This window comes from Aurantibrevibacter litoralis, assembly GCF_034651555.1.
Lineage (GTDB): Bacteria > Bacteroidota > Bacteroidia > Flavobacteriales > Flavobacteriaceae > Aurantibrevibacter > Aurantibrevibacter litoralis.
Map to the genome: position 1 here is coordinate 243,624 of NZ_JAYEEQ010000003.1, position 12,507 is coordinate 256,130.

10 protein-coding genes are annotated in these 12,507 nt (G+C 40.2%); 4 read left to right on the top strand and 6 right to left on the bottom strand.

The genetic code is table 11. The features are described 5' to 3' along the window. Positions 1 to 87 precede the first annotated feature (87 nt). Entirely contained in the window at positions 88 to 1,476 is a 1,389-nt protein-coding gene (gene glmM / locus U1E44_RS04720; RefSeq protein WP_322929901.1) for a phosphoglucosamine mutase, read from the top strand. Between the two features lie 59 nt (positions 1,477 to 1,535). Here glmM and U1E44_RS04725 read toward each other — a convergent pair whose 3' ends face one another. The 3 genes from U1E44_RS04725 to U1E44_RS04735 form a co-directional block, all read right to left on the bottom strand. Further along, positions 1,536 to 2,519 carry a sterol desaturase family protein gene (locus U1E44_RS04725; protein WP_322929902.1) on the bottom strand — a complete coding sequence of 328 codons (984 nt, stop codon included), beginning with the start codon at positions 2,517 to 2,519 and terminating at the stop codon, positions 1,536 to 1,538. A 72-nt stretch (positions 2,520 to 2,591) separates the two neighbouring features. Beyond that, a complete protein-coding gene (locus U1E44_RS04730) occupies positions 2,592 to 3,374 on the bottom strand; it encodes an alpha/beta fold hydrolase (protein WP_322929903.1) in 783 nt (260 codons plus the stop codon). Between the two features lie 291 nt (positions 3,375 to 3,665). Further along, positions 3,666 to 4,553 carry a lysophospholipid acyltransferase family protein gene (locus U1E44_RS04735; protein ID WP_322929904.1) on the bottom strand — a complete coding sequence of 296 codons (888 nt, stop codon included), beginning with the start codon at positions 4,551 to 4,553 and terminating at the stop codon, positions 3,666 to 3,668. A 59-nt stretch (positions 4,554 to 4,612) separates the two neighbouring features. Between U1E44_RS04735 and U1E44_RS04740 the strand changes: the two genes are divergently transcribed. After that, a complete protein-coding gene (locus U1E44_RS04740) occupies positions 4,613 to 5,266 on the top strand; it encodes a rhomboid family intramembrane serine protease (protein WP_322929905.1) in 654 nt (217 codons plus the stop codon). A gap of 316 nt (positions 5,267 to 5,582) precedes the next feature. Here U1E44_RS04740 and U1E44_RS04745 read toward each other — a convergent pair whose 3' ends face one another. Then, complete coding sequence (locus U1E44_RS04745) at positions 5,583 to 6,692, bottom strand: TlpA disulfide reductase family protein (RefSeq protein WP_322929906.1); 1,110 nt, start codon at positions 6,690 to 6,692, stop codon at positions 5,583 to 5,585. 241 nt (positions 6,693 to 6,933) lie between these two features. After that, a complete protein-coding gene (locus U1E44_RS04750) occupies positions 6,934 to 7,431 on the bottom strand; it encodes a hypothetical protein (RefSeq protein WP_322929907.1) in 498 nt (165 codons plus the stop codon). A 72-nt stretch (positions 7,432 to 7,503) separates the two neighbouring features. Here U1E44_RS04750 and U1E44_RS04755 point away from each other — a divergent pair, with 72 nt between their 5' ends. Beyond that, positions 7,504 to 10,413, top strand: coding sequence for an FAD-binding and (Fe-S)-binding domain-containing protein (locus U1E44_RS04755; RefSeq protein ID WP_322929908.1), 2,910 nt, complete (start codon positions 7,504 to 7,506; stop codon positions 10,411 to 10,413). Here the strand turns inward: U1E44_RS04755 and U1E44_RS04760 are convergent. Further along, the gene (locus U1E44_RS04760; protein ID WP_322929909.1) at positions 10,406 to 11,254 is read right to left on the bottom strand and encodes a UDP-2,3-diacylglucosamine diphosphatase; all 849 of its coding nucleotides are present in this window, start codon (positions 11,252 to 11,254) and stop codon (positions 10,406 to 10,408) included. The two genes, U1E44_RS04755 and U1E44_RS04760, sit on opposite strands and share 8 nt — an antisense overlap. A 175-nt stretch (positions 11,255 to 11,429) precedes the next feature. On the opposite strand from U1E44_RS04760, the gene aroC reads away from it, so the two are divergent. Further along, positions 11,430 to 12,491 carry a chorismate synthase gene (gene aroC, locus U1E44_RS04765; protein WP_322929910.1) on the top strand — a complete coding sequence of 354 codons (1,062 nt, stop codon included), beginning with the start codon at positions 11,430 to 11,432 and terminating at the stop codon, positions 12,489 to 12,491. Positions 12,492 to 12,507: the final 16 nt, after the last annotated feature.

A 12,507-nucleotide genomic window follows, 5' to 3' on the forward strand; every position in this document is an offset into this window, starting at 1 on the left:
GTATGCCTTCACATAAAAACGGAAAATACGAAATAGCACGCTAGATTTCTTACCTATACGATTATATTTGTAGAAACTTTTTGATTGATGACACTAATTAAATCTATTTCTGGTATTCGAGGTACCATTGGCGGAACGCCCGGAAACAATTTAACCCCCTTGGATGCCGTAAAATTTGCAGCTGCTTATGGCACTTGGCTAAAATCGTACGCAAAGAAGGAAAAACTCACCGTGGTTATTGGTAGAGATGCGCGTTTGTCCGGTGAAATGCTTCAACATTTAGTAGTCTCTACTTTGGTGGGTTTGGGAATAGATATCATAGATTTAGGTCTTTCTACCACGCCTACTGTAGAAATAGCGGTACCTATGGAACATGCAGACGGGGGCATTATACTCACCGCCAGCCACAATCCCAAACAATGGAATGCGTTAAAATTACTGAATGAAAAAGGCGAATTTTTAGATGCACAACAAGGAGCACTTATTCTTGAAATCGCAGAAAATGAGAATTTTAGCTTTGTCGAGGTAGATGCATTAGGAACGATTACTCAAAACGATGCGTACATTGATATTCATATCGATGAGGTGCTTAACCTTCCCTTGGTTGATGCTGACGTGATAAAGGCCGCTAAATTTAAAGTTGTGGTTGATGGGGTTAATTCTACCGGTGGCATTGCCATACCCAAACTTTTACAAGAATTGGGTGTTGAAGTAGTAAAATTGTACTGCGAGCCTACAGGGCATTTTCCTCATAACCCCGAACCTCTAAAGGAACATCTGGGCGATATTTGCGCTTTGGTTGTAAAAGAGGAAGCCGATTTTGGTATCGTTGTAGATCCTGATGTAGATCGTTTGGCATTTATTAGCAATACAGGTGCTATGTTCGGAGAAGAATATACGCTGGTAGCTTGTGCCGACTATGTGTTGAGCAAAACGCAAGGAAATACGGTCTCTAATCTTTCCTCTACCAGAGCTTTACACGATATTACCGAAAAACACGGCGGAACCTATGAGGCAGCAGCGGTTGGGGAGGTAAATGTAGTTTCAAAAATGAAAGAGAATAATGCTATAATTGGGGGCGAAGGCAATGGTGGCATTATTTATCCGCAAAGCCATTATGGTAGAGATGCGTTGGTTGGTACTGCGTTGTTTTTAATGTTGATGGCAGAACGCGGTGGTACGGTAGCCGAGCTTCGAAATAGCTACCCCAGTTATTTTATGAGTAAGAAAAAAATTGCGTTGACTCCTGAATTAGATGTAGATGGTATTTTAAAAGCGATGGCAGCACGTTATAAAAAAGAAAAGGTAAACACTATTGATGGCGTTAAGATCGATTTTGAAGCACAATGGGTACATTTGAGAAAATCGAACACCGAACCTATCATTCGTATATACACCGAAGCAAAAAGTCAACCTGAGGCTGATGCCTTGGCCGATCGTATCATAAGCGACATCAAAAATGTGGCCGGGATATAATAGGGAAGATACATTGCTTCCCTTAAACCATGGCAGTCTGCAAACGAAAAAACCTTAGTTTATTGGGAGTTTAGATACGCACTTCTCACCATTTTCGCAGTTTGATGCGCTCCGGTATGGCTCCAACCCGGAGGGAATACCAAATATTTTAATTTGTTGACTATTCCGGGAGCCTTCCAAACATCTTTTGCCAAGGCAATGAATTCGCCAAAGTATACGTCAAAAAAATTACCGGAATCCATTTTTCGGGTAATGCCATATTCAATTTGAAGGTCTTTTTGTTCCAATTGATAGGTGCCGAAAACCCGATCCCAAATATTGAGCAAATTGCAGAAATTGGTGTCCATATACAGCGGATTCCGAGCATGATGCACTCGGTGATGTGAGGGTGTAAGAATCCATTTTTCTAAAAATCCCATTCGCCCGTCACGCATAAGATTTTCACCTACGTGTATAAATGCGCCCCAAGTACCATCTACCAGCATAATCATAAATAACAATTCCGGTTGTACCCCCAACAAGATACACACCGTGGTACGAATACTATCGGCATAAGGGGCTTCCAGAAAAAAATGGGCGTAAGTAACCGACAGATTCATATCTTCCGGTGCATGGTGGGTGCTATGCAAACACCAAAAAAGACGCACTTTATGCCCCAAGTAATGATATATAAAATGTCCAAATTCCCAAACAATGTACGCATAGATAAACCAGTACCAGGTTAAGGTAGTTTGAAAAAGGGCATATTTTTGAAGCCACCCAATGATAAGCACAACCAGTGCTATGGCTATAAACCTCCCTACAATACGATTAAAAATGTAGATCAAAAAATTGACTTTATATACTTTTGCCTGTGGTCTTTTATAAATAATTCCCAGCCCTAATTCCAGTAAAACGAGCAAGGGAATAATAGGGTAAACTAAGGCTACTATACCTTCGTAGGTGGTAAAGGCGGCGTAATTACCGGCTTTCAAGAGATTCCAAGCCTGTTGAATTCCCAAAAAACCAATGACTTCGGTATAGATGGTTTCCAAAAATTCCATGCGTATTAATTTTGATTGTGAAAAATACTAAAAAAATACGCAGCACCGTGTTTTAATATAAAACTAAGTGAATTACGGCACTGTAGATAACCAATTGCGTAAGGCTCGCTTCACGTCGGCCTCCCTTTCCCAAAGAAAAAAATGATCTTCATCGGGTAGGTTAATCGTCTTTAGGGTAGCTGCACCCGTAAATTTACGTTGCATAAAAGCTACATTACTATAGGGCACCAAACGGTCGCGGGTACCGTGCATAAGGAGTACGTTCTGCGAAAGGAATTCCAATTTAGGTTCCAGTTGTTTTAAATCGGTTTTTAGATAGATCAATTCATCGTTGGCGGGTTTTAAAGATCCCGGCACAATATACTTTAGTGGAAAATAGTAAAACGGATACCGCCATCGTTCCGGTTTTTCCGCAGTGGGGTCTAGGGCACCTGCTAAAACCACCAAATTACGGTAAAGATCTGGCCGTTCTAATGCCATGGCCACGATTAGTGGACCGCCATAGGAATGACCAATTAAAGTGATCGCTTGTCCATTAGTTAGTTCCGAAATAAGTTTGTTGAGCAGCCGAGCCTGTGCTTCCAAATTAAGGCTTTTTCGAAAATTACTAAATCCGAATCCGGGTCTATCGGGCGCAATCATTCTAAAGTTGCCAAGCAATTCTGCATCTGTAAGGTAGGTCTTATAGGCATCCCAGCTGCCGGGCGAACCGTGAATAAAAACCAAAGTAGGTGCCGTAGGTGTCCCTGTTTCAATATAATGAATGCGCCGCCCTTCCCATTGAAGTGTTGTATCTACAAAGGAGACCTTCTTATTTTCAAAAAATTCAGCAGTTTCCTTTTTAGAACTTCGCATCGTAAAACACGAATAATTGAACAGCAAATAGCATAAAATTCCTGCTAGGATAAGGTATTTTTTCTTGAAGATTCTCATTTCAATACGGCCAATGTACTTTACGTTTTGTAAGTCTATTGTTGCTCAAAAACTTACATCGCTGTCCGTGGTTTTGTTTCTTGCTAAAAACTACCTTATCAAGCGGTGAATGTTCATTCATGCCTTTTTAACTATAAGGTAGCTGAAATATCAGAAATAAATAATTTCTTGATACTGACTATGGCTATGGCTTGCCTCGGGGAATTCTTTAGATTAAACAAACTTTAGCGGCACCTTGTCTTTGTGTTTCCACCGTTTGTGTGTCCAAAAATAATACTCGGGTTTTTCACGAATTTGTTTTTCGGTTTCTCTTAAAAATCGATCTGTAATTTCGTTTTTTTCGGTTGCTGAAGCTGCTGTAGTAATTGGAATAAGCTCTGCCCGATAATACCCTCGCTTTACTTTTGTCACTTTTAAGAAAACAACCGCCAAATCTAATTTGCGCGCAATGGTTTCGGCACCGTTAAAAACAGGCACTTTAATCCCCATAAAGTCGCTCCAATACTGCGCCTTATGTTTTTGGGGCGACTGGTCGCTAACCATTCCATAAGAGGCTCGGATTCCCATTTGCTCGTTGCGCATGATGACTTTTACCGTATCGCTTTGCGTAATTGGCGTGGTATTCCATTTAGCCCGCATTTTTCTAAGGAGCCGGTCAAAATATACATTCTCTATTTTTTGATATACTGCATAGCCTTTGGATTGCACATAATTGTTGAGGCTCACATTCCACTCCCAATTGGCATAATGGGCACAAAGAATTAGGATACTCTTAGATTTTTCCAGTTCTCTAAGTACCTCAATGTTGATAACTTCGTAGCGTTTTTTTACTTCCGATTTAGAAAGGTTCATGGTTTTAATCATTTCCAAAAACATATCGCACATGTGTTTGTAAAAGGTAACCTCAATGTGCTTTCGCTCTGCTTCCGATTTTTCGGGAAACACGAGTCTAAGATTTTCCGAAACTACTTTTTTGCGATACCCAAAAATTGGATATACAAGGATAAAAATCACATCAGAAAAAAAATAAAACAAGGAATACGGGAGCACGGAAATGAGCCACAAAAGCGGATACGCCAATACAAATACAAGTAGCTGCATGTCTTAAAAGTTAGGCAAATATAGCTATATTTGAACCATTACATAATTAGCAATACAAAATGAACCAACTTCATATAGCTACCATTGCCATCATTGCTGCTAACATCGCTATTTCATTAAAAGGTTTTAACGACCTGTCGTTTTTTGACCGTTATAAATTTGGGATTGCCCAAATACAATCCGGACAAAAAGAACGGATGATCACCTCCGGTTTTCTTCATGTAGATATAACACATTTATTCTTTAATATGTTTACGCTTTATTTTTTTGCAAATGTGGTCATTACCGATTTTAGTCAGTCGCTATTCCTTTTCATCTATTTTGTGAGCCTTTTAGCAGGTAGCGTATTGGCACTATATTTTCATAAAACTGAACCCTATTACAGTGCCGTGGGCGCCAGTGGTGCGGTTACAGGTATCTTATATGCTGCTATACTATTGCGCCCTGAGATGCAACTGGGGTTCATGTTTATCCCTATTCCAGTGCCCGCCTATGTGGTTGGGATTGGGTATTTGCTCTATTCTATTTACGGCATGAAAAGTAGGCTGGGCAATATTGGCCATACGGCTCATTTTGGGGGTGCCATAGGGGGTTACCTTTGTACGCTGCTATTTAGACCTTCGCTTTTAGTAACAGATACGTTGATGGTATTTCTCTTGGCTATACCGATCGTTTTTCTTTTTGTGTTGGAAAAAACAGGGAAGCTTCAATAGCCTTTTTACTTGTCTCGAAAATGGCATAGCGTACATATTAGTCCACGGGTTATGTATAAGCCTCAGGACAGACAAACTGGTTTAACAATTTTGAAACTAACTTTTAAAATCGGATACTACATGGTATTGTAAATCCATTAAGAACGTACACATTGGCATTTAAAGCCTCCGGTTTAAACGGGGCTGAGGACGCAATAGATTTTCACTAGAACCAAAAAAGCCCGAAAATTGGAATTCGGGCTTATTCTATTAAAATCATTTATTTATGAATCTTACAAAGCTACCAGCCATATAGGATTTGACCCTTTAAATTGCATTATTGCAGCAATTCAGCTATTTTTTCTTCCAAGGCCGGACCTCTAAGGTCTTTGGCAATAATAACCCCGTTTTCATCCAAAATAAATGTAGCCGGTATGGCATTTACATTATAAAGTTTGGCTATTTCATCATCGTAATAGGCCAAGTTAGAAACATGCTGCCATGCCAAACCATCGTCTGCAATGGCCTTGTGCCAATCGGCTGCATTTTTATCTAAAGAAACTCCGAGAATACGCAATCCCTTATCTTGGTATTTGTTATACACTTGCACTACGTTAGGATTTTCCATTCGACAAGGTTTGCACCATGCCGCCCAAAAATCGACAATTGTAATTTTGCCCATAGCTTCTTTTAATGCCAATTCTGCACCCTCCGGAGTGGGTGCCGAAAATTCCGGAGCGACAGCACCTATGGAGGTGTCTTTAGTTTTACCCAAACGCTCTTGTATGCTCTTAGCTACTTTAGTGGCTTTTATTTCGGGGGTTAATGCTTCAAAAAGTTCCGAAATTTCATTTTCAGGTAAAGATTTAGTCGCAAATGCCCGATCTAAGAGCAACGCAGAAATCAATCCATTGGGGTGTTTTTTGATATAATCTATTTCAAAATTTTTATATTCCTCTTGCAATTCAAAAAACTCATCGCGCAAAGATTTTATGCTTATGGTGTCTCTTGCCGCATTGGCATTTTGCAGATCGCTGTTAATAGACATTGCCCTTGCTGAAATTTCTCTGGATTGCTCCAAATAATCTCCAAAAATATCATTTTGTAAAGTGCCTTCTATCTTCGCAAGACCGAGACTATCCTTATGTCCTTGAACGTTAATTTCACCCTTTTCCACGATTACGGTTCCGTACCCCAATCCTTTGTCTATAAAGATGTAGTGAAGCTCCGGCACATCGGCAGCCCCCGAGAAAAAAAATGTATTACCTTGAACGGTTGTTGTGTCTACATCTACGGGCTGATTGTTATCCCCAATTTTTTTAAGAAAAACCAAGGTGCCATCCTCCAATTCACCGGTTAAAGTGGCTGAGATTTCAAAACCATCTGGCTTTGATTTACAAGCAAATAGTACTACACCTAATACTAAAATCCATACGAATTTCCTCATTTGAATATATTTTTTTGCAAATGTAGGTATATATCATGTATAAAAAAAGCCCTTAACATTTATGAAACAGTATGCGCATTAACGCAATATCGGAGTTACACAAGAATCGTGATATGCATGCGGGGGCATTCGCTTGCCCGTGTGTTACTTTCCGTTGTGGTGCAGATGGACATGCGGACTTGGCAATGTAGCGTACATGTTCTTTTTTGTAACGTTTGGGCTTATTCGGTGGTTGTTTCCTTTAGAATTGATACCGAATACCGAGGGCGATATCAAAATCAAAATTATCCGAGAAATCATCAAAACCAACCAGACCAATCTCAGGCCTAAAATCGAGCGACAACAATAGCGGAATATCAAAATTATATTCAACACCAATAGTACCTGCCGCAAATACAAACAATCCGCCATCTGGAGTACTTTGATTAGGAAAGGAATTGAAATCGACACTGCCTAATCCACCTCCAACACCATAATACCAATTAAAATTGCCATCAAGCGTTCGTACCCAATGGTACAATCCGGTGAGCTTAAAGGCGTCAAAATTGCGATTATTTCGCCAGCCTAAATCGGCCTCAACCCTGTTGTAGCGACCAATTGATTTTTGATACGATATTTCGGCTCCAAAACCATCACTATCGCCCAACCTAAGACCCAAAGCATGATCTGCAATCTGTTGCGCACCAACACTAAACGATCCAATAAGGGCAATACATAAAATCAGCTTCTGCATTTTCATAAATTTCTTTTTAGGTATTTATTTTAGTTCATTGTTCAATAAAACTTAAATTTGTTCTCAAAATTGTTTAGGTTGGATAAAAATATTTTTAAGGAGCTTCATAACACACTCTCTGGCGAATTGCTCACAGACAAATTAAGCACAACGCTCTATGCTACCGATGCTTCGGTGTACCGGAAAATACCGCTGGCAGTGGCTTTTCCTAAAACCGAAAAGGATATCAAAAATCTTATTATTTTTGCCAAAAAGCACGCTATAGGGCTCATTCCCAGAACGGCGGGCACCTCTTTGGCAGGTCAATGTGTTGGTGAAGGTATAGTGGTTGATGTGTCTAAATATTTCACTTCCATAGTTCATTTGGATGAAGCCAAAAGGCAGGTGACGGTGCAGCCTGGGGTCATTAGAGATGAGTTAAACCTTTTTTTAGCACCTTACGGACTTTTTTTTGGTCCTAATACATCTACCGCCAATCGTTGTATGATTGGGGGTATGGTAGGCAACAATTCTTCGGGAACTACCTCTATTCAATATGGCGTTACCCGGGATAAAGTGGTGTCTATGAAAACCATTTTGTCTGATGGGTCTGAAGCGGAATTTAAAGCCATTTCAAAATCGGAATTTGAAGATAAAATTCAATTTAAAAACCTTGAAGGAAAAATTTACAAAAAGATATATAAAGAACTAAAAAATAAGGATGTACAAATTGAAATAAAAACAAATTTTCCAAAACCAAAAATCCACAGGCGCAACACGGGTTATGCTGTTGATGCACTTTTAGACGCCCAAATTTTTGGAGGAAATGATGATCTAAATCTTTGCAAACTACTTAGTGGTAGTGAAGGTACCTTGGCATTTACGACCGAGATTACCTTGCAACTCGATGTGCTACCGCCAAAATTAGCGGCCATGGTGGTTACTCATTATCGCAGCTTAGAAGATTGTTTGGCTGATGTGGTTCCGGTGATGAAGCATGACTTGCATACTTGTGAGATGATGGACAAGGTAATCTTGGATTGCACAAAAAATAATAGGGCACAACTGGAAAATCGCTTTTTTGTAGAAGAAGATCCAGCAGCGTTGCTTATGTTGGAGGTAAAAGCTAACACCGAAGAAGAGCTGGAAAAGCAACTCCGATCACTGTTGAATACTATTGAACGATCCGGGCTAAGCTATGCCCATCCTGTTTTAAAAGGAGAGGATATCCATAAGGCCATAGAGCTGAGAAAAGCAGGCTTGGGTCTTTTGGGTAATATTGTGGGCGATATGAAAGCTGTAGCTTGTATTGAAGATACTGCGGTAGCCTTACCCGACCTCAAAGATTTTATTGGCGAGTTTACCCAGATCATGAAAGCGTATCATCAAGATGCGGTGTACTATGCCCATGCCGGCGCCGGTGAATTGCACCTAAGACCAATTCTTAATCTTAAAAAATCGACCGATGTTGTCTTATTTAGGGCGATTACCTCGGATGTAGCCAAGCTTACCAAGAAGTACAACGGCTCCTTTAGTGGAGAACATGGTGATGGCATTGTACGTGCCGAATTTATACCTATAATGATCGGTGCCAAGAACTACGAACTACTAAAACGCATAAAATCGTATTTTGACCCTAATGGCATTTTTAATCCCGGAAAAATTGTAGATGCCTACCCCATGGATGAAGCCTTGCGTTATGAAATTGATAGGGAAGAGCCCCAAATTACTACCTTAATGGATTTTTCGGATAGCGAAGGAATTCTAAAGGCTGCGGAAAAATGCAATGGTAGCGGCGACTGTAGAAAGACCGCCGTAATGTCTGGTGCCATGTGCCCCAGTTACCACGCTACAAAAAATGAAAAAGATACCACAAGAGGAAGAGCTAATGCCTTGCGCGAGTTTTTGACTACCGGAGCTGAGGGCAATAAATTTGACCAGCCCGAATTAAAAAAAGTATTCGACCTCTGCTTAAGTTGTAAAGCCTGTGCCAGCGAGTGCCCCAGCAATGTTGATGTGGCCACCTTAAAAGCGGAATTTCTGTACCAATACCAAGAGGCTAACGGGTATTCGTTACGGAGCAGGTTATTTGCCTACAATACCAAATTAAATAAATTAGGGAGCGCAATTTCTTGGATGACAAACACTGTTTACGGGTCTTCATTTTTATCGGGCATAGCAAAAAAATGGTCGGGTGTTGCGTTAGAAAGATCCCTTCCCAAGGTTTGGAGTGTTGATTTTGATAAACACCTCAAATCAATTAAAAATCAATATGCTATATCAAAAGATAAAATAGTTTTATACATTGATGAGTTTACCCATTATCTGGATGTGGATTTGGGAAAGGATGCTATAGAAGTTTTAACGCGGCTAGGGTACGATGTTCAGCTTTTTTATGCCGAAAGCGGGCGTACTTTTCTTTCTAAAGGGTTTTTGAAACAGGCACAAAAGTTAGCCGTGAGCAATACGGAGCAATTAAAGCGCTTTGCGGAAGTAGGAATTCCGGTGGTTGGGTTAGAGCCCTCTGCCGTACTTACATTCCGCGATGAATATAAACGATTGGTAGCCGATAAAGAAGCGGCAGAAATAGTTGCTAATAATGCGTTTTTAATTGAAGAGTTTTTGGCTCAGGAAATTGCACAGGGAAAATTGCAAAAAAATCAGTTTACTTCAGAAGCGCGCACGGTCAAAATTCACAACCACTGTCATCAAAAGGCACTGAGTAATCAAAAGGTAACTTTCGACATTTTGAATTTACCTGAAAATTACGAGGTCTCTATCATTGCCTCCGGATGCTGTGGTATGGCAGGCTCTTTTGGTTACGAAAAGGAGCATTATGACATAAGTATGCAAATAGGAGAACTAAAATTATTTCCGGCCATAAGAAAATCTGGGCAGGAAGTGATTATTGCTGCGAATGGCACAAGTTGCAGACATCAAATACAGGATGGTACCAAACGGACGGCTTTGCATCCAATCACTATCTTAAAGGCGGCCTTACTCAATTAATTGATCTTTTTTCTTTCGCTTTTTTTGGGTTGCCTAGCGCACTGATTTCATTTAGATCCATTGCCTTAAGATCCTCATCTGCAAAAAAAGAAGAGAGTTTGTCCTCGCAATAGCGGTACACCTTCCATCGTTTTAAAGCGTATTCCAAAGCGGTTAAATTTTGAACCCAATCGCCGGAATTTAAATAAACACAACTTCCGTTCCTATGGTTAAAAACCGCTTTTTTAGGTTGATGTGTATGTCCGCAAATGACATAATCGCATGCCTTAGCTATTGCTAAATCCAAAACTGTTTTTTCAAAATTGCGAAGCTTTTCTTCCGAAATCGTATCTATAGTAGTATTATCTTTAGCAGGTTTTATCTTGTTGATTCCTATGTATTTAAATATTTTATCCTTGACGTTTTGGAATCGTCGTAATACGATAAATCCCAAAATTCCTATTTTCGAAATCCATTTGCTATAGATGCCTAAAGGTTCTAGCGATGCCCCGTGAAAAAACCATGCTTTTTTACCCGCTATGGGTAAGACGTATTCACTACGTATTTTAAAGGTTCCAATTTGGATACGTTCCAATTTTCGAAGTACATCATCTTTATTGGCAGTAATGTAGATCACCTCTGTGCCATTGATAGCCATGGAGATGATTTTTTGTAGCACCTTAAAATGCGAAGACGGTAAATTTAGGTCTTCTGTTGCGGAGGTATCAATGAGGGCACCATTTAAAATCAAAAGACGTGGCTGTATACTACTTAAATACGCTAATAGCTCATCGGGATGGGCTGCATGCGAGCCTAAGTAAACATCGGAAATTACGGCTATATCTAACTTTCTCTTTTTCAATACCTACGATTTTATTTAAAGGTAACCCGTAAGGCATAAAACAGCAATCAATTAATTATCATCTTTGCGTAATCTTAAGGTTAAGAATCCAATAGCTGTTTAAAGCCTATATTATGCCAAACCTAAATTTTTGTTTCTCTGATTTAAAAATTACCTTTGGTGTAAATACACAAGTATGGCGGGGAATACATTTGGGAACCTATTTAAACTAACGACTTTCGGGGAATCTCATGGCATGGCAATTGGCGGTGTTTTAGATGGTTGTCCTCCGGGAATTCCAATTAATATAGCGGCAATTCAGCAAGAATTGGATCGAAGAAAACCGGGGCAATCTGCTATAGTAACCCAACGTAAAGAACCGGATGAAGTACAGTTTTACTCAGGTATTTTTGAAGGAAAAACGACAGGAACACCCATAGGATTTGCCATTCATAACACCAATCAAAAATCGCAAGACTATTCGCATATTCGCGATTCTTACCGACCCTCGCATGCCGATTATGTATATGATCAAAAATACGGCTTTCGAGATTACCGGGGCGGTGGTCGCAGTTCGGCCAGAGAAACCGCCAGTAGGGTAGTGGCCGGTGCCATTGCCAAGCAGTTCTTAACAGGGATCAAAATCAATGCTTTTGTTTCTCAAGTAGGTACTATTCGTCTTAATAAGGCGTACAAGACCTTGAATTTCACTCTTATAGAATCTAATGCGGTGCGCTGCCCGGATCCTGAGGTGGCTGCTGCTATGGAAGCCCATATCAAAGAAATTAAAAAACAAGGCGACACCATCGGTGGTATTATTACCTGTGTGTTACAAAATGTACCCATCGGTCTCGGAGAACCTGTTTTTGATAAATTACATGCCGAATTGGGAAAAGCCATGCTCTCTATCAATGCTGTCAAGGGTTTTGAATACGGCAGTGGTTTTGAAGGCGTTACAATGAAAGGTAGTGCACATAACGATCCTTTTAATACGGATGGTTCTACCAAAACCAATTATAGTGGCGGTATTCAAGGAGGTATTAGTAATGGCATGGACATTTATTTTAATGTGGCTTTTAAACCTGTAGCTACGGTGATACAGGCCTATGAAACCATAGACAGCGATGGAAATGTAGTGCACGCACAAGGCAAAGGGCGTCATGATCCTTGTGTAGTACCACGGGCGGTACCTATTGTAGAAGCCATGGCTGCGCTGGTATTAGCAGATTATACCCTAATAAACCGAAGCCTAGGCTAAATGCCAACTTTTAGAG